Annotated in this window: 15 protein-coding genes; 8 read left to right on the top strand and 7 right to left on the bottom strand. The window is 63.0% G+C overall.

What is annotated here, in order from left to right:
- Window positions 1-18: 18 nt before the first annotated feature.
- The 3 genes from ACODTY_RS14085 to ACODTY_RS14075 form a co-directional block, all read right to left on the bottom strand.
- Entirely contained in the window at window positions 19-1,119 is a 1,101-nt protein-coding gene (locus ACODTY_RS14085) for a polyamine ABC transporter substrate-binding protein (protein WP_488994879.1), read from the bottom strand.
- Between the two features lie 357 nt (window positions 1,120-1,476).
- Window positions 1,477-2,430: a DMT family transporter gene (locus ACODTY_RS14080; RefSeq protein ID WP_488994878.1), complete on the bottom strand. Its 954-nt coding sequence runs from the start codon at window positions 2,428-2,430 to the stop codon at window positions 1,477-1,479.
- Window positions 2,431-2,600: 170 nt separating this feature from the next.
- Window positions 2,601-4,040: a helix-turn-helix domain-containing protein gene (locus ACODTY_RS14075; protein ID WP_488994877.1), complete on the bottom strand. Its 1,440-nt coding sequence runs from the start codon at window positions 4,038-4,040 to the stop codon at window positions 2,601-2,603.
- A gap of 260 nt (window positions 4,041-4,300) precedes the next feature.
- Here ACODTY_RS14075 and aceA point away from each other — a divergent pair, with 260 nt between their 5' ends.
- The 4 genes from aceA to pyrC all read left to right on the top strand — a co-directional run bounded on the left by aceA (window position 4,301) and on the right by pyrC (window position 7,881).
- The gene (gene aceA, locus ACODTY_RS14070) at window positions 4,301-5,590 is read left to right on the top strand and encodes an isocitrate lyase (RefSeq protein ID WP_488994876.1); all 1,290 of its coding nucleotides are present in this window, start codon (window positions 4,301-4,303) and stop codon (window positions 5,588-5,590) included.
- A 46-nt stretch (window positions 5,591-5,636) separates the two neighbouring features.
- A complete protein-coding gene (locus tag ACODTY_RS14065) occupies window positions 5,637-5,876 on the top strand; it encodes an SMc00767 family acetate metabolism repressor (RefSeq protein ID WP_056235237.1) in 240 nt (79 codons plus the stop codon).
- A gap of 428 nt (window positions 5,877-6,304) precedes the next feature.
- The gene (locus tag ACODTY_RS14060; protein ID WP_488994875.1) at window positions 6,305-6,682 is read left to right on the top strand and encodes a response regulator; all 378 of its coding nucleotides are present in this window, start codon (window positions 6,305-6,307) and stop codon (window positions 6,680-6,682) included.
- A gap of 107 nt (window positions 6,683-6,789) precedes the next feature.
- Window positions 6,790-7,881 (top strand): dihydroorotase, encoded by a 1,092-nt coding sequence (gene pyrC / locus ACODTY_RS14055; RefSeq protein ID WP_488994874.1) that lies wholly within the window; start codon window positions 6,790-6,792, stop codon window positions 7,879-7,881.
- A 165-nt stretch (window positions 7,882-8,046) separates the two neighbouring features.
- Here pyrC and ACODTY_RS14050 read toward each other — a convergent pair whose 3' ends face one another.
- Entirely contained in the window at window positions 8,047-9,636 is a 1,590-nt protein-coding gene (locus ACODTY_RS14050; protein ID WP_488994873.1) for a trimethylamine methyltransferase family protein, read from the bottom strand.
- 183 nt (window positions 9,637-9,819) lie between these two features.
- The gene (gene pdxR / locus ACODTY_RS14045) at window positions 9,820-11,310 is read right to left on the bottom strand and encodes a MocR-like pyridoxine biosynthesis transcription factor PdxR (RefSeq protein ID WP_488994872.1); all 1,491 of its coding nucleotides are present in this window, start codon (window positions 11,308-11,310) and stop codon (window positions 9,820-9,822) included.
- A 258-nt stretch (window positions 11,311-11,568) separates the two neighbouring features.
- Between pdxR and pgi the strand changes: the two genes are divergently transcribed.
- Both pgi and ACODTY_RS14035 read left to right on the top strand, forming a co-directional pair.
- A complete protein-coding gene (pgi, locus tag ACODTY_RS14040; RefSeq protein WP_488994871.1) occupies window positions 11,569-13,206 on the top strand; it encodes a glucose-6-phosphate isomerase in 1,638 nt (545 codons plus the stop codon).
- A 3-nt stretch (window positions 13,207-13,209) separates the two neighbouring features.
- A complete protein-coding gene (locus tag ACODTY_RS14035) occupies window positions 13,210-13,920 on the top strand; it encodes an HAD family hydrolase (RefSeq protein WP_488994870.1) in 711 nt (236 codons plus the stop codon).
- A gap of 7 nt (window positions 13,921-13,927) precedes the next feature.
- Here the strand turns inward: ACODTY_RS14035 and trpS are convergent, their stop codons facing one another.
- Complete coding sequence (gene trpS / locus ACODTY_RS14030) at window positions 13,928-14,995, bottom strand: tryptophan--tRNA ligase (protein ID WP_488994869.1); 1,068 nt, start codon at window positions 14,993-14,995, stop codon at window positions 13,928-13,930.
- A 263-nt stretch (window positions 14,996-15,258) separates the two neighbouring features.
- Here trpS and ACODTY_RS14025 point away from each other — a divergent pair, with 263 nt between their 5' ends.
- Window positions 15,259-15,969, top strand: a complete 711-nt coding sequence (locus ACODTY_RS14025) for an RNA polymerase sigma factor (RefSeq protein WP_488994868.1) — start codon at window positions 15,259-15,261, stop codon at window positions 15,967-15,969.
- A 172-nt stretch (window positions 15,970-16,141) separates the two neighbouring features.
- Window positions 16,142-16,666, top strand: a complete 525-nt coding sequence (locus ACODTY_RS14020) for a DUF4142 domain-containing protein (protein ID WP_488994867.1) — start codon at window positions 16,142-16,144, stop codon at window positions 16,664-16,666.
- Between the two features lie 74 nt (window positions 16,667-16,740).
- Here ACODTY_RS14020 and murJ read toward each other — a convergent pair whose 3' ends face one another.
- Window positions 16,741-18,330 carry a murein biosynthesis integral membrane protein MurJ gene (gene murJ, locus ACODTY_RS14015; protein ID WP_488994866.1) on the bottom strand — a complete coding sequence of 530 codons (1,590 nt, stop codon included), beginning with the start codon at window positions 18,328-18,330 and terminating at the stop codon, window positions 16,741-16,743.

Raw genomic sequence — 18,330 nt, 5'->3', positions numbered from 1 at the left:
GGGGCCTTATCATGCCGGTTACTGACCGGTGACGACCTTGGTCCAGCTGCGCGTAAACAGGCGCTGGGTCTTCGGATCGAGAGGCGTGTTGACGAACAGCTTGGCCAGCACGTCCTCCGGCGGATAGACAGCCGGATCGTCGCGCACTTCGGCGTCGAGGAATTCCTGCGAGGCCTTGTTGCCGTTGGCGTAGTAGACATAGTTCGACGACTTGGCGATCACTTCCGGCCGCATCATGTAGTTGAGGAACTCGTGCGCCTCGGCGACGTGCGGGGCATCGGCAGGGATAGCCATCTGGTCAAACCACATCTGCGTGCCTTCCTTCGGAATGGCATAGGCCAGCTCGACGCCGTTCTTCGCCTCGTCGGCGCGGTCACGCGCCTGGAAGATATCACCCGACCAGCCGACGGCTGCGCAGATGTCGCCATTGGCAAGGCCGTTGATGAATTCCGAGGAATGGAACTTGCGCACGAAGGGGCGCACCGCCAAAAGCGCCTCCTCGGCCTTGGCGATGTCTCCGGCCTCATGGCTGTCTGGATTCAAGCCAAGATAGGCCAGCGTCACCGGGATCATGTCGGTCGGCGAGTCGAGGAAGTTGATGCCGCAGTCCTTCAGCTTGGCCGCCTGCTCCGGATCGAAGACCGCCTTCCAGCTATCGATCTTGTCGGTGCCCAGCACCTCCTGGATCTTCTTGATGTTGTAGCCGATGCCGATCGTGCCCCACATGTAGTTGATCGAATATTCGTTGCCGGGGTCGAAGATCGCGGTGCGCTCGGAAACCACGTCCCACATGTTCTTGAGGTTGGGCAGCTTCGACTTGTCGAGCTTCTGGTAGACGCCGGCCTGGATCTGGCGGGCGAGGAAGCTTCCCGTCGGCACCACGACGTCATAGCCGCTGCCGCCGGCCAAAAGCTTGGTTTCGAGGATTTCGTTGGAATCGTAGACGTCATAGACGACCTTGATGCCGGTTTCCTTGGTGAAGTCCTCAATGATCGAGGAATCGATATAGTCCGACCAGTTGTAGACGTTGACCACGCGCTCCTGCGCCTGTGCCGCAAATGCAAAGGTTACGGCCGCTACCGCGGTCGTGGCGACGAGCCAGCTTGACTTGATGTTCATGCAATTCTCCCATTACAGATATTTTCAGCGCCAGTTCGCGGCGTAACCGCTAATGGCAGACATGTGCCTCAATCTATTGAGCTTTTTGGCTTCCAGCAAGCGGCATTTGGCCGCTAGGGAAGCGGTTGTTTCGAGAAGGCGGGGCAGCAGCTCGCGCGGCGGCACAGTTCCAATCCGGGTGCTTCCGGACAATCCATGAGTTTGGCCAGCCGTGTGAAGACTGGTTGGAACAAGGGGCAAGATCAGCCTGTCTCGTTGTTGCCTTTGCCCCAGCCTGCCCGCCGTTTCGATAACTTGTCAATGGTCAAGCACTGTGGCCCGGGTTCAGGCCCGTCACAAAAGGGCGAGCCGGATGGGTCAGTTGGGAGAAGGCAAGCCGGTGACGCCTGGGCGCGATGGCTGTGTCTGGCGCTTGAATTCGAGCACGAGGTGGACGAACAGCGCGATGAAAACCACCCCGCCGCCGATGATGGTGCGGCCCGACGGGATCTCGCCATGCGCCAGCCAGACCCAGATCGGCCCCATCAGCGGCTCGAACGTGCCGAGCAGCGCCGCCATGGCAGCCGGGATCATGCGGGCGCCGGTGGCGAAGAAGGCAAGGCCGAGGCCGAGATTGACGACGCCGAAGGCAAACAGGAATGTCATGTCGTGGGCCGACACAGAAAGCGTCGATGCCTGGCTGAAGGCAAAGGCGGCGGCAAACATAGTGCCAAGGCACGTCGCCGGCGTCATGCGCACATGCGAGAAGCGGCGCGTGATCACCGTTGCCGTGGCGAAGACCACGGCAATCAGCAGGGCCAGCCCGTCGCCGATCGGCGAGACCGTGCCGCCGAGCGATTCCGACACCATGATGCCGACGCCAAGAATCACGGTGGCGATGGCGATCCAGGTCGTCGTCGAAACCTTCTCGCGAAAGGCGATCCAGGCAAACAGCGCCGCCATCAGCGGCACGCCCGCCTGCATCAGCAGGATGTTGGCAACCGTCGTATAGGCCAGTGCCACCACGAAAGAGGTCGAGGCGGTGGCAAAGCACAGCGCCACCGCGAAACCCGGCAGGCCCATGTCGCGGAACAGCTTGAGCGTGCCGCGCGCGCCGTCGCGCCAGGCCATGAAGCTGAGCAGGAAGATCGCCGCCCACACCGAACGCCAGAAAACGATGGTCCAGCTATCGTCGATGTCGATATAGCGGGCGATCGCGCCGCCGAATCTCCACATCAGTGCCGACAGGAACACCAGCAATGCGCCACGGCGTTCGTCGCGCGGCGCAAGCGCCGGGCCGGATGATACTGGACTGGATGCGACTTCGGTCATGTCTGGCGGCGATTTCGGAAAACGGGGCCGTAAGCGACAGGCTAAGCGGCCGATGCTTGATTTCGTCTCGATAACGCAAAGCGCTCACGCCTGCGTGATCCACGCGCTGTTCGTGGTTGTGGCAAAGCGAACTTAACCCAACTGAGACTTGGGCGAGGGCCGGATTGCGACTACTGGAAGTCGAAGGCGGAAAGGCCCGTCACCATCTCGTCCAACCCGAGCGGACGCGTCACCGGCGGGGCGGCGCGCGACAGGCAGCCCGGCCGTTCGCACAGGCGACAGGCGGCACCGACCGGCGTGGTGACGACCGCGCCCTGCCCTTTGCCTGCCGCCGTGATCAGCGCCGCGCCATAGACGATTTCGTCCTTGAAGGCGATGTCGCAACCGAGCAGAAGCGCGGTGCGGCGCGGGCGTTCGTTGTAAGCGCCCTGCGGGCCTTCGAGCGTGCGGGCCAGGCAGAAAAATTCCGCTCCGTCCGGCATTTCCACCGCCTCGACGAAGATCTGGCCGGGCTGGGTGAAGGCGGCATGCACCGGCAGTTTCGGGCAGCCGCCGCCGAACCGGCTGTGCGGGAAGCCGAGGCTGCCGGATTTGCGGAACGGATGGCCGGCATTGTCGATCTCCAGCATGAAGAACGGCACGCCGGCGCTGCCTTGCCGCTGCAGCATGGTCAGCCGGTTGGCGGCCTGCTCGAACGAGACTCCGAAGCGCGAGCGCAGCACGTCGATGTCGTAGCGCGAGCGGTTCGCCGCGGCGAGAAACGGCTGGTAGGGCATCATCAGCGCATGCGCCGCATAGCGGCCAAGTTCGAAGCGGGCCAGCCGCCGCGCCTCGTCGCTCGACAGCTTCAGTCCCTGTATCTCGGCGGCAACCGCGACCGTCATGCGGATCAGGCAGGCCTCCATCGCCACTTCGCGCAACTGGTCGAAGGGCGACAGCCGCTCCGACAGGAAAAGGCGCTGCGAATGGCGGTCATAGCGACGACGCCAGTTCGGCATGGTCGCCACCGGCAGCACCTTGACGACAATGCCGTATTCGCGCTTCAGCCACGCCTTCAGCGCCCCGAACAGGTCGTCGCCCGGGTCGAGCACGCCGGCAAAAGCTTCCGCCTCTTCCTCGATATTGGTGAAGTGGTTGGGCCGCCGCTCGAACACTTCGTGCACTTCGTCGATCGGCAGGCGCGCGCCGGAAAGGGCCGTGCCGCGCCCTTCATGGGCAAGCAGCTCGTTGAGGTCGGACAGCCGCTCCGCCTGCTCGCGGTAGGCGCGGTAGAGCTTGACGATGGCCGCCGCCGCATTGGGCGCAGCCTCGGCAACCTCGACCAGCTCCTGGTCACCCGGCAGTTCGCCGGCCAGAAGCGGATCGGAAAAGGCCTCCTTCAGCGCAGCGATGGAACCGCGCGCCTCGCCCTGCAATTCGTCGGGCTCGACCTTGTAGACCGAGGCAAGCTTGAGGATGAGCTGCACCGTCAGCGGCCGCTGGTTGCGCTCGATCAGGTTGAGATAGGACGGCGAAATGCCGAGCCCTTCCGCCATCGCCGTCTGGGTCAGGCCCTTGGCGTTGCGGATGCGGCGAATACGCGGCCCGGCGAAGATCTTCTGTTCGGCCATGCCAGTCGCCCTACACTCCGGCTTTACAGCAATTTACAAGTTTGACTGACCTGAAGGCCACAAAGGCCTTTTACATCTTTTACAAATTTACAACGCCTCGATGTCAAAGGCAACACAGATTTTCCTTTATTTTCCGGGCTTTCATACGGTTTTTCTCGCCCTTTTCGCGGCGCAATGTAAAGACAGTCATATCGATGCACCATAAATCCGGGTTGCGGGCATGGTGCTTTTCTTACAAGCCAAGTGAGTTGGAGCCGCAAATGACCGATTTTTACAACCTCGTCCCATCCGCGTCGGAAGGCCGCTTCGACGGTGTCGAGCGCCCCTACACCCCGGAAGACGTGAAGCGGCTGCGCGGTTCGGTGCAGATCCGTCACACGCTGGCCGAGAACGGCGCCAACCGCCTGTGGAAGCTCATCCACGAAGAATCCTTCGTCAACGCGCTCGGCGCCATGACCGGCAACCAGGCCATGCAGCAGGTTCGCGCCGGCCTGAAAGCCATCTACCTGTCGGGCTGGCAGGTCGCCGCAGACTCCAACACCGCTTCGGCGATGTACCCCGACCAGTCGCTCTATCCGGCCAACGCAGCGCCGGAGCTGGTCAAGCGCATCAACCGAACCTTGCAGCGCGCCGACCAGATCGAAGTTTCCGAGGGCAAGGGCCTCTCGGTCGACACCTGGTTCGCGCCGATCGTGGCTGACGCGGAAGCCGGCTTCGGCGGTCCGCTCAACGCCTTCGAGATCATGAAGGCCTTCATCGAGGCGGGCGCTGCCGGCGTTCACTTCGAAGACCAGCTCGCATCGGAAAAGAAGTGCGGCCACCTCGGCGGCAAGGTCCTGATCCCGACCGCGGCGCATATCCGCAACCTCAATGCCGCCCGCCTCGCAGCGGACGTCATGGGCACGCCGACCCTGATCGTCGCCCGCACCGATGCCGAAGCGGCCAAGCTGCTCACCTCCGACATCGACGAGCGCGACCAGCCCTTCGTCGACTACGACGCGGGCCGCACGGTGGAAGGCTTCTACCAGGTCAAGAACGGCATCGAGCCGTGCATTGCGCGCGCCATCGCCTATGCGCCCAATTGCGACCTGATCTGGATGGAAACCTCCAAGCCGGATCTCGGCCAGGCCAAGAAGTTCGCCGAAGCGGTGCGCAAGGCCCATCCCGGCAAGATGCTTGCCTACAACTGCTCGCCGTCGTTCAACTGGAAAAAGAACCTCGACGACGCTACCATCGCCAAGTTCCAGCGCGAGCTCGGCGCCATGGGCTACAAGTTCCAGTTCATCACGCTGGCTGGCTTCCACCAGCTCAACTACGGCATGTTCGAACTGGCGCGCGGCTACAAGGATCGTCAGATGGCAGCCTATTCGGAGTTGCAGGAGGCGGAATTCGCGGCGGAGGTCAATGGCTACACGGCGACCAAGCACCAGCGCGAAGTCGGCACCGGCTATTTCGATGCCGTGTCGGTGGCCATCACCGGCGGCCAGTCGTCCACCACCGCAATGAAGGAATCGACCGAGCAGGCTCAATTCAAGCCGGCTGCGGAATAACCAGCACCGACGTCCGGAAAGACGTCAATTTCCAGGGAGAACCGAAATGGCTTCGATCAGCCGAGTCAAGGAAAGAGCCGAGGAACAGTCGTCGGCCATGAACACCGACCAGCAGGCGACCATCCGCATGCTGGCCAACGACCTGCACCGCCTCAACCAGTCGGTGATGAAGGCGGTCGAAGCCGGCGTGTCGGTCGAACTGGTTCGCTCCGCCCGTCATCACGGCGGCGACGGCAACTGGGGCGACCTGCTCATCCCGGTGATCGTTACGCAAAGTCATAGCTGATCAGGCATCGATTCTTCGATCCGAGAAGGCTCACGATTTAGTGACCACCCGCGCGTTGGACGTGCGGGTGGTTTCGTTTCAGGCGGGACATTCGACCGTCTCTATTGTCGGAACCGCTTCGGCTTGCGGGCTTTTCGGGTCCATCGTCGCAGTGTCCGTTGCCATTTCCACGGCACTTTGAGCGCACAGCCCGCACGGGCTAGACCCTATAGACATCTGCATCGGAATTTGCCTTACTCAACCTACGGCGAACATGGTCCGGGCCGCTTTTTTGGTCCTTGACACGGCTTGCCACATCAACCAAAGGTTCTACTCCTTTCAACCTTGAATTGAAGTATTGGTGTAAAGTCGCCTTGCCTACGCATACCGAAAGAAACGACGAGACCTCCAGAACCGCGAGAGGCGGGCAAGGTGAACTGGTCGTGGACATGTCTAAAGTCGTGATCGTCGGAAAATCCCGCATCAACCAGGTGGTGGTTTCGAAGATCATCGAGGGATTGGGACTTAAGCCGGTCCCGGAAACACCCGAAACAGCGACGAAGATCCTGCTGGCCATGGTACCCGGCGCCATTGTTCTCGACGGCGGCGCCGACAACAAGGACTGCGATGCCCTGATGCCGACAATTGCCGCATTGCGGCGGGCATCGGGCCAATCGAGACCCTCGGTCATCCTGCTTTCCAACCGCACCGGCTCACCGGAGAATCTGTCGCTGTCGGGCCTGATCGATGTCGTGGTGGCCAAGCCGATTACGCCCGACCGGCTGCAGCCGGTGCTGAACCGCCTGATCTCGCACGGCCACGCCTGACGCCACGACGCGCGGCCTCGACTGAATAAGGGCCTGCCATTCGGCGGCAAGCCATGTATATCGCTGCTCACAAGTAGTGCCGGTTCCGGCTGCGAAGGGGGAATGCGATGAACATCGGCGAGCTTTTCGACGCGACGGCAGATGCTGCGGACGCCGTGCCGTCGATCACCATCCGCCGCCCGGACGACTGGCATATCCACCTGCGCGACGGCGAGATGCTGAAGGCCGTGCTGCCTTTCACCGCGGCGCAGTTTGCGCGCGGCATCGTCATGCCCAATCTCGTGCCGCCGGTGACGAGCGTTGCCGACGCCATCGCCTACCGTGAGCGCATCATGTCTGCCCGTCCAGCCGGCTCCGATTTCCGGCCGCTGATGACCTGCTATCTCACCGACCACACCAGCCCGGATGAAATCGAACGCGGCTTTTCCGAGCGCGTCTGGATCGCCGCCAAGCTCTATCCGGCGGGCGCCACCACCAACGCGCACCATGGCGTCACCGACCTCGTCGGGCTGGCTCCCGTTCTGGAGCGCATGGAAAAGATCGGCATGCCGGTGCTGATCCACGGCGAATCGACCGACCCGACAGTCGACATTTTTGACCGCGAGGAAGTGTTCATGGAAAAGAGCCTGCTGCCGCTGCTCAAGCGGCATCAGGGCCTGAAAGCGGTGATCGAACACGTCACCACCGCCGGCACGGTCGATATCGTGCGCGCACATGCGCCGCGCGTTGCCGGAACCGTCACGCCGCATCACCTTGTCATCAACCGCACCTCGATTTTCCAGGGCGGCCTGCGCCCACATCTCTACTGCCTGCCGGTGGCCAAGCGCGAAAGCCATCGCCTTGCGCTGCGCAAGGCCGTCACGTCGGGCGAAAGCTGCTTCATGATCGGCACCGACACCGCCCCGCATGTGCGCGGCGCAAAGGAAGCCGAGTGCTGCTCGGCCGGCATTTTCGGCGGCGTCACCGCCTTGCAGACCTATGTCCAGGTTTTCGACGAAGAGGGTGCGCTCGACCGCTTCGAGGGCTTTGCCTCGCTGAACGGCGCGCGCTTCCATGGGCTCGAGCCGAACAAGGGCACGCTCACGCTTCTCAAGCGCCCGTCCAGCGTCCTGTCGGCGGTGCCGGTCGATGAAAAGGAAGTGGTCGTGTTCCGCGGCGGCGAGGTGCTGCCGTGGTCGATCGGCGAGGTGAAGGCCTGAGTCCCCTACGCGTGGCGCGCAGCGCTTTGGGGAGTGCGCGAGGTTTTCAGGTCAGGGCGCGCCGAAAATCGTAGCTTTCGAGAACCGGAGCGGAACGTACTTTAAGGGACGTGATCACCGGAAGCGCAGAAAGCTGCGATTTGCAGGCCGCCCTCACCTGAATAACTATCCGCCCATGCCGCTTCTCGGCAGCTTGATCAAATCCTCGAAGCGCTGGCGCAGCTTGTCGTCGGTTGCCCGCGAGACATGGCGAGGGAACACTTCGGCCAGCACGCGCTTTTTTTCCGCGATTGCCCGGATCAGGATATCGGGACGGCCCTTCTCGTTCCATTCCTTGGGCGAAAACCGGTCGCCCACCGCCGGATAGAAATATTCCGTCTGCATCAGCTTCAGCGTCTGCTCGTTGCCCAGATAGTGGCCGGGTCCGTTCAGGCACACTTCCGAAATGGTGGCGATCGACAGCGCGTCGTCGGTCACCTCGACCCCGCGCACGCAGCGCAGGCAATGGCCGAGCATGTCGTTGTCGATGATCAGGCTTTCGAGGCAAAAGCCGAGCAGCGAGGCGTGCATGCCCGCCGACTCATAGACGAGGTTCAGCCCCGACAGGCCGGCCATGACATTGGTGATGCCTTTTTCGTAACCCGCCTGAATATCGGGCAGCTTGGAGTCCGACATGCCGGCCGCCGAGCCGCCGGGCAGGTCGTAGAATTGCGCCATCTGCGCACAAGCCGAAGTCAGCACCGCCTGTTCGGCCGAGCCGCCCGACATGGCGCCTGTCCGCAAATCCGACACGAACGGCCAGGTGCCGAAGATCGCCGGATGTCCGGGCTTGATGGCGTTGACGTAGACGAGGCCGGCCAGCACTTCGGCCACCGCCTGAACCACAGCGCCGGCAATCGCCGCCGGCGCGGTCGCGCCCGCCTGTCCCGCCGACAGAAGCAGGATCGGAATGCCGCCTTCGACGCAGGCTTCGAGCACGCCGCAAGCGTCCTCGGCGAATTTCATCGGCGGCACGACGAAGCAGTTTGAGTTGGAGACGAACGGACGCGCCCGGAAATTGTCCTCGCCGCCGGCAATCGCATAGAGCATCTCCAGCGCCGGCTTGACGTTCTCGCGCACGGTGAACGAGGTGCCGACATGCTTCGACGTCCCCATCACGCAGGCGTAGAGCGTGTTGAAGTCCATTTCGAGCGGATCGGGAATGTCGCGCGGCACCATCGGGCGCTGGAAGAAATGGATGTTGTCGAGCCCATCGACGAGGCGGGCGGCATCGTAAATGTCCTGCACCAGCGATTCGCGATACTGGCGCTTCTCGACATCGACCAGATGCACGGCAGCGCCTGCGGTGCCATAGTGCACGCGCTTGCCCTGGATCACCATGTCATGCTTCGGGTCCTGCCCGTGCAGCGTGAAATTGCGCGCCGCGCGCTTGATCGTGTCGAGCACCAGGTTGCGTGGAAAGCGGATGCGGCCATCATCGCTGAGGATCGCGCCCGCCCGTGTCAAGGCTTCGATGCAGGAAGGTATGGCGTTGGCGAAACCGACCGTTTCGAGGATCGTCAGCACGGCTTCGTGGATGCGTTCCAGATCGTTCTGGTCCAACGGCTTATACCTGCCGCCCTCCATTCCGGGCCGGATCGGCCTGACGTCATCGGCCAGCGGCGCGGCCCGCATCGCACGCCTTGCCTCGCGTCCACCGGCGCGTCGCGCCCTTTGATCGGTCGATTCTTCCTGCTTTTCAGCCACTACAGACATGGCTGGTCCTCCTGGTTGTAGAAAAGCCTAGCCTCGATGGTTGATCCACCGCTTGCCGGCCTTGTTCCCATTTTGCGTGACTATGCTCTCGCCATTGGCACAGACCATGGGCCAGGAAATTTCACCAGATGGGCCAGAAGAATACCGCGCATCTCCTGCGGGAAATGCGCGGCAACGGGTAGGTCAGGCGGCTGCGGGACGGCGGCCCGCCGCCGTGGCAAGCTCGCGGATGCCCGGCTCGATGTGCTGCAAGGCGATCGAGGAAATGCCCAGCCGCATGAAGCGCGACGGCTTGTCGTTCTGGTCGAAGAAGCGGCCGCCCGGCTCGATGATGACGGACCGGCTGGCGGCAGCGATGGCCAGATCACGAGAATCGGTGCCGCGCGGCCCTTCCAGCCAAAGCGAGGTGCCGCCGGCCGAATTGGTCGAGCTCCATTCCGGCAGGAATGCGGAAATGGCATGGACCAGGCGCTTGCGCCGCTCTTCGAAGGCCGACGACAGCCGGCGCACCAGCGCCTCGTGATGGCCGAGCGACAAGAACAGCGCCACCGCGCGCTGGTTGTTGGCTGGCGGGTGGCGCAGCATGAAGCGGCGCAGCGCGCGCAACTCCGCGATCAACCCGGCGGAAGCCACGATGTAGCCAAGCCTCAGGCCTGGCGCCAAGGTCTTCGACATCGAGCCGACATAGATGACACGCCCCGAGCGATCGACGCTCTTCAACGCCTGCTGCGGCGCTTCGTCGAGCAACTGGCTGTCATAGCCGTCCTCGATGATGATCTGGTTGTTGCGGTTGGCCCGCGCCAGAAGGTCCTGCCGGCGCTCGTCGGACAAGGGCACCATGGTCGGACAATGATGGCTCGGCGTCACGAAGACAAAGCCCGCGTCCGACGGGATGGATGACGTTACGATGCCGGACTGGTCGACCGGCACCGGCAGCGTCTGGGCGCCTGCCAGCCTGAAGATCGAACGCGCATCCGGGTAGCCCGGATCTTCCATCGCCACCTTCGAGCCCTTGGTCATCAAAAGCGTCGCCAGCATATAAAGCGCGTTCTGCGCGCCGAGCGTAACGATGATCTCGTCCGGATTGGCGAAGATGCCCCGGCGCGGCAGAAGCCTTGCCTGGATCTGCTCGATCAGCAACGGGTCGTCGCGGTCGACCATGTCGGACGCCCAGCTGCGGATTTCCAGCACCGCCAGCGCCATGCGGTTGCATTCGCGCCACTCGGCGGTCGGGAACAGCGCCGGATCGAACTGGCCGTAGACGAACGGATAGGACGACTTGATCCAGTTGTCGTGCTTGGCCGGCGGCGGCATGTCGCTGGCCGAAATCTGGCAGCGCGCCTTCCAGTCGATCTCGTTGGCCTGCTCGGGCGCCTTTTGCGGCTTGGCGGGCGTCGCCAGCACTTCCGGATTGACGAAATGGCCGCGGCGCTCGCGCGCCACGAGGAAGCCCTGGTCCACCAGTTGCTGGAAAGCCAGCACCACGGTGCCGCGGGCAACGCCGAGCTTCTCGGCCAGGATGCGGCACGAGGGAAGCGGCATGGAGGCGGCAATCTGCCTGTCCAGAATGGCTGCAACGATCGCCTGCCTGATCTGCGCCTGGAGGGTCTGGCCGGATTCCGCCGAAATGCGGAACAGGCCCGACCAAATGGCCGTGTCATTTCGCTGTGGCATGAGAGTTTCCTCGGTGGTCAGTCTTTTTTATTTTCGTGGACCAGTCGAATGTGCCGTGGCACAAGACATTAAGCCAATCAATTTTTCTGATCGCTAGGATTTATGCCAGTGATCGATCCCGATGCGGCCAGCTTAGGTTTCCAATTGCTAAACCGCTATTCAATCGATTGAAATTCGATTAGATAGATCGACCTGAACCTCGCCGCAGCCGCGCGAGGTCTGCTAGAGTGCCCTGCATCTCGTCTCTGGAGCCTCCCCGTGGATAAACCGTCTTTCCGAGAAAACCTCGCGGCCCTGCGCGATCATCGCCCTGCCGGGCCAGCCGACATGCGCGCGGCCTTCGCCACTGATGCCAAGCGCTTCAGCCGCTTTTCCGCAACCGACGGCGATCTCCTGCTCGACTGGTCGAAATGCGCCGTCGATCAGACGACGATGGACCTGCTCGTCAAGCTGGCGGCAGCAGCCGACGTCGAGGGACGCCGGGCAGCCATGTTTTCCGGCCAGCACATCAACCTGACCGAGGACCGCGCCGTGCTGCACACCGCGCTGCGCAATCTCGACGGCAAGGGCCTCACCCTCGACGGACAGGACGTGCAGGCCGACGTCAATGCCGTGCTCGACGCCATGAGCGCCTTTGCCGACGAGGTTCGCTCGGGCAAGGCCAAGGGCGCGACCGGCAAGGCCATCACCGACATCGTCAATATCGGCATTGGCGGCTCCGACCTCGGCCCCGCCATGGCGACGCTGGCGCTAGCGCCCTACCATGACGGCCCGCGCGCGCACTATGTCTCCAACATCGACGGCGCGCACATCCACGACACGCTCAAAGGGCTCAACGCCGAGACGACGCTCTTCATCATCGCCTCCAAGACCTTCACCACGGTCGAGACGATGACCAATGCCGAGACGGCACGGCGCTGGATCGAAAAGGCGCTCGGCCCCAACGCCGTCGGCAAGCATTTCGCCGCCGTTTCCACCGCGCTCGACCTCGTGGCGAAATTCGGCATCGCGTCCGAACGCGTGTTCGGCTTCTGGGATTGGGTCGGCGGCCGCTATTCGGTGTGGGGCGCGATCGGCCTGCCAGTGATGATCGCCGTCGGCCCGAAGAATTTTCGCGCCATGCTCGCCGGCGCGCATGAGATGGACGAGCATTTCCGCACCGCGCCGCTGGCGAAGAACCTGCCGGCGCTGCTCGGCCTCGTCGGCTGGTGGCACCGGGTGGTGTGCAGCTATCCGGCCCGCGCCGTCATCCCTTACGACCAGCGGCTGTCGCGGCTGCCTGCCTATCTCCAGCAGCTCGACATGGAATCGAACGGCAAGAGCGTCACGCTGGAAGGCGGTCCCGTTCCGACGCCCACCGGACCGCTGGTGTGGGGCGAGCCCGGCACCAACGGCCAGCACGCCTTCTTCCAGCTCCTGCACCAGGGCACCGACATCATCCCGGTCGAGTTCCTCGCCGCGGCCAACGGCCACGAGCCTGACCTGAAGCATCATCACGATCTTTTGCTCTCCAACTGCCTCGCCCAGTCGGAAGCACTGATGAAGGGCCGCACGCTGGAGGAGGCGCGAGCCCAGATGCTGGCCAAGGGCATGAAGGCCGAGCAAGTTGAAAAGATCGCGCCGCACCGCGTCTTTTCCGGCAACAGGCCCTCGCTCACCATCCTCTACCAGAGCCTCGACCCACGCACGCTCGGCCGCCTGATCGCGCTCTATGAGCATCGCGTTTTCGTCGAAGGCGTGCTTTATGACATCAACTCGTTCGACCAGTGGGGCGTCGAACTGGGCAAGGAACTGGCGACGCAGCTTCTGCCTGTCGTCGAAGGCAAGCAGGATGCCGCTGGCAGGGATGCGTCGACCGCGGGGCTGGTGGCACATATCCACCATTTGAGGGGGTAGGTTTTGGCCGACATCAAGGGAATCCTCTTCGACAAGGACGGCACCCTTGTCGATTTCGACGCGACATGGTCCGGCGTTGCCGACTTCATGGCGCTGGAAGCTGCCGAAGGCGACCGCACGCAAGCCGACAGTCTTCTGGCCGCCGCCGGGCTCGATCCGAAGACCCGCCGCTTCAAGGCGGATTCTGTTTTTGCCGCCGGCACCAATCTCGACGTGATCGAATTGTGGCTGCCGCATCTTTCACGCGCCGAGCAGATCGCGGCGGTCGAGCGGTTCAACATCATCACCACCGAACAGGGCGCCGCGCTTGCGGTGCCGCTGCCGGGCATCATCGACGCACTCAACACGCTGCATGCCAGGCCGTACCGGCTGGGCGTCGCCACCAACGATTCGACGCTCGGCTGCGAGCGGACGCTGGCCACACTCTCCATCGCGCAACTGTTCGACGCCGCCTATGGCTACGATGCGGTGGCCAATCCGAAGCCGGCGCCGGATACCGTCGTTGCCTTTTGCGACCTCACCGGGCTGAAATCGGCCGAAATCGCGATGGTCGGCGACAACCGCCACGATCTCGAAATGGCGCGGGCCGGCGGCTGCGGCTTGGCCATCGGCGTTCTGTCCGGCACCGGCACGCGCGAAAGCCTGTCGCCGATTGCCGATGTCGTGCTCGGATCGGTTGCCGAACTGCCCGGCTTCCTCGCCGCGCGCGCCTGACTACAGATTAATCCTGCAAGAGGCCGATGATGTCGCGCACCGAGCGCATCGTCTTTTCGGCCAGCGCGCCGGCCCGTTCGCCGCCGTCCTTCAAAACGGCGTCGACATAGGCGCGGTCGGCTGAAATGCGGCGCATCTCGCTCGCCACCGGGGCAAGCTTGTCCACCGCCAAGTCGGCCAGCGCCGGCTTGAACACCGAGAACTGCTGGCCGCCGTATTGCTTCAGCACGGCTTCCTTGGTGATCTCGGCAAGCCCGGCATAGATGCCGACGAGGTTTTCCGCCTCGGGCCGGCTGGCCAGCCCGTCGACTTCACTTGGCAACGCCTCGGGATCGGTCTTGGCCTTCTTGATCTTCTTCGAAATGGTGTCGGCATCGTCGGTCAGGTTGATGCGCGACAGGTCAGACGGATCGGACTTCGACATCTTCTTCGAGCCGTCGCGCAAGCTCATGATGCGTGCCGCCGGCCCGCCGATCACCGGCTCGGTAATCGGGAAAAAGCCGTTCACGGTCTCGTCGCCGACCTTCATCTCGACACCGATGCCCAATTCGGCGATGCGGGCGGAAAAGTCGTTGTTGAACTTCTGGGCGATGTCGCGCGTCAGCTCCAGATGCTGCTTCTGGTCCTCGCCGACCGGCACATGGGTCGCCCGGTAGACGAGGATGTCGGCCGCCATCAGGCTCGGATAGGCGAGCAGGCCGAGCGAGGCATTCTCGCGGTCCTTGCCGGCCTTGTCCTTGAACTGCGTCATGCGGTTCATCCAGCCGATGCGCGCAACGCAATTAAAGATCCATGCCAGTTCGGCATGCTGCATCACCCGCGATTGGTTGAAGACGATGTGCTTCTTCGGGTCGATGCCGGAGGCAAGGAAGGCAGCGGTGATCTGGCGCGTCTGGTCCTTGAGGTCGTCATGCACCAGTTGCGCGGTCAGCGAATGCAGGTCGACGACGCAATAGATGCAGTCGGAGGTTTCCTGCAGTGCGACGAACTTCTTGATGGCGCCGAGATAGTTGCCGAGATGCAGGTTGCCTGTCGGCTGGACGCCTGAGAAAACGAGGGGCTTGAAGGCGGTCATGATGTCCTCTTGGCTTGTGGAGGGCCGTTAGAGCATGACCTTGAAAAGCTGCCGGCTTTTCGGGAAGGATCATGCGGCTTTTTTTAGAACCTGCGTTTCGACGTCGTTCGACGGCGCGCTTATGAACGATGGCAAGGGCGCGATCAAGAGGCCGGATCGAAGCATTCTTGTTGCTGACGCCTCCGGCCCTCCCGTGATAAAACAACCTTGGCGGGAACGTTTTTTCCCGCCGGCCATCCAATGGGCCGGACGGAGGAATTCTAATGCCGTTGCCGGAGCAAAGTGCGCTGAGGCGCGCTGGCGACCTTGACGACCAGACGCTGGTCCGTCTGGCAATGGCGCAGGATGCCACCGCGTTGCGCACCATCATGACACGATACAACCAGAGGCTATACCGGCTGGCGCGAAGCATTCTCGTTGACGACAGTGAAGCGGAAGACGTGCTGCAGGAGGCTTACCTCAGCGCCTTTTCCCATCTCGCGGACTTCCGCGGCGACGCGGCGCTGGCAAGCTGGCTGTCGCGCATCGTCATCAACGAGTCGATCGCGCGCCTGCGCAAGAAACGACGTTTTCCCACCGTGCCGCCGGCGCATCCCGGCCCAGACAGCGCACAGATCATCGCATTTCCCAACACCGCGAGCCCGGACGATCCGGAACGACACATGGCACAAAGACAAATCCTCGAACTGGTTGAAAAGACCACAGACAGCCTGCCCGAAAGCTTTCGCGCCGTGTTCATGGCGCGCGCGATCGAGGGCCTCAGCACGGAAGAGACCGCCGAACTTCTCGACATCAAGCCGGAGACCGTGAAGACCCGGCTGTTTCGCGCCCGCAAGCTGTTGCGCGAGCGCATGGAAGCGCAGGTTGGCGAAGTGCTTGGCGATGCCTTTCCGTTTGCCGGCGAGCGCTGCGCCTGCGTTACGGAGAAAGTGATGAAGAGGCTCGGCTTTCCGAGCGACCCCAAAGATACCTGAAACCGGGGAGACCTGAAACCGGCAACCAACTTCCAACTCTCCCTGAAAACTCCATTGCGCGAGATTGTTTCCGCAATCTGCGGAAATGCCGGGAACGTTTCGGCATGCCGCGCATCCAAGCAGCGTCAGAAGGTGGCGCGCACCCTGCCGCGCCTGAAAAATGGAGTTCCAAATGACCATCAAGTTGAACCTGGCCGTCATGGCCGCTGCCCTGCTTGGCACCGTCAGCTTTGCCCAGGCTGCCGACAAGCCGACCGATCCGCAGATCGCCCACATCGCCTACACCGCCGGCGTGATCGACATCGAAGCTGCCAAGCTCGCCGTCGAGAAGTCGAAGACCAAGGAAGTCGTCGATTTCGCCAACTCGATGCTGGCCGACCACGAAGCCGTCAACGTCCAGGCGCTCGACCTCGTCAAGAAGCTGAACGTAACGCCGGAAGACAACGACACCTCGAAGGCTTTGGCTGCCGCTGGCGCCGCCAAGCGTGACGAACTGTCCAAGCTCGATGGCGCTGCCTTCGACAAGGCCTACATCGAAAACGAAGTTGCCTACCACGCACAGGTCAACGGCGCTCTCGAGACCCTGCTCATCCCCTCGGCCACCAATCCCGAGCTGAAGAGCCTGCTTGAGACCGGCCTGAAGCTGTTCCAGGGTCACCAGCAGCATGCCGAGCACGCGGCAGCAGCGCTGAAGTAAGCCTTCGACGCGGCAATTTCCGGAGTGGTTTGACTCCGGCTTTGAAAGGGCGGCAACGCCCTTTCTTTTTGTCTTTATTTCTCTGACGTGTCGGAGCGCGCCGCGCCGCGCCTGACATTGCGGCGGATCATCCCGATGTCCGCACCGCCAATGGCGAAGGCAATGGCAAAATAAAGCGCCGCACCAGCCCCCGACAGCGCCGCCACCGCCGTCGCCTTGGTGACCAACGGAGCCGACGATCCGAGCCATGGCGCGCACCAGATGCCGGCAAAATAAAGTGCTGCCCCCATCAGGACCGACGCCAGCACCAGCCTCGGAATGCGCTTCATCAACGCCGCCTCGCGCTGCCAGTGGCCACGCCTAACGAGCCCCACGAGCAGCATCAGTGCGTTGACCCAGCCGGCGACCGCGGACGCCACCGCAATGCCCGGAGCGCCCATGCGCGGAAACAGGGCGAGCGCGAAGCCAACATTCACCGCAACCGAAATAGCGGCGAAAATCATCGGCGTCTTCGTGTCCTCGCGGGCGAAGTAGCCCGGCGTGAACGCCTTGATCAGCACAAACGCCGGCAGGCCGAGGCCGAAGATGGCAAGGATCGCGGCGACCGTCGGCGTCGAACCGTTGGCGGCAAAGGCACCGCGCTCATAGAGCAGGCGCACGATCGGCTCGGAAAACACCAGAAGTGCCGTCGCCGCCGGCAAGGTCAAAAACAGCACGAACTCGACCGACCTGTTCTGCAGATTGGCCGCTTCGACCATGTTGTTCGCCTTCAGCGCCCGCGACAGTTCCGGCAAAAGCACGATCGCCACCGCTATGCCGACGACGCCGAGCGGCAATTGATAGACGCGATCCGCCAACGCCAGCGAGGACACGGCGCTGTCCTGCGTCGAGGCAATCGCCGTGCCGATCAGCGTGTTGATCTGGGTGATGCCGCCGGTCACCGCCGCCGGCAGCGCCAGCAACAAAAGCCGCTTCACCCCCGGCGTCAGGCGCGGCCGCTTGAAGCCGATGGAAATGCCGGCATGGCGGGCGGCGATCCATACGATCGCCAGTTGCACAACGCCCGCCGCCATCACGCCCCAGGCCATCGCATAGCCAACCGACAGGCCGTCTGCCCCGCTTCGCCACGCCTGGTAAAGCACGCCGATCAGGATGACGTTCAAGAATACCGGTGCAATCGCGGCGGCGAAGTAGCGCCTCAGCGAATTCAGCATGCCGGCCATCATCGAGGCCAGCGACATGCACACCAGATAGGGAAACATGATCGTGGCCAGCGCCACGGTCAGATCGTATTTTTCCGGATCATCGGCGAAGCCCGGCGCGATGATGGTGCGCACCAGAAGCGGCATCGCCAGTTCCATGGCGATGGTCAAAACGATCAGCGCGCTGAACAGAACCCCGAACACCTCTTCCGAAAAGCGCCGCGCGCCGTCGATGCCGTCGGCCTCGATCTCCTTGGCAAACAGCGGCACGAAGGCGGTGTTGAACGCGCCCTCCGCAAACAGCCGGCGAAATGTGTTGGGAAACTGGAACGCGGCGTAGAAGGCGTCGGCCACCGGCCCGGTGCCAAGTGCTGCCGCCATCAGCATCTCGCGGGTGAAGCCAAGCACCCGGCTTACCAGCGTGCCTGAGGCGACCGTCGCGAATTTCTTCACCAGGCTCAT

It is taken from the genome of Mesorhizobium sp. FG116 (genome assembly GCF_057809835.1).
This window is presented reverse-complemented; position numbering and strand designations above follow the sequence as displayed.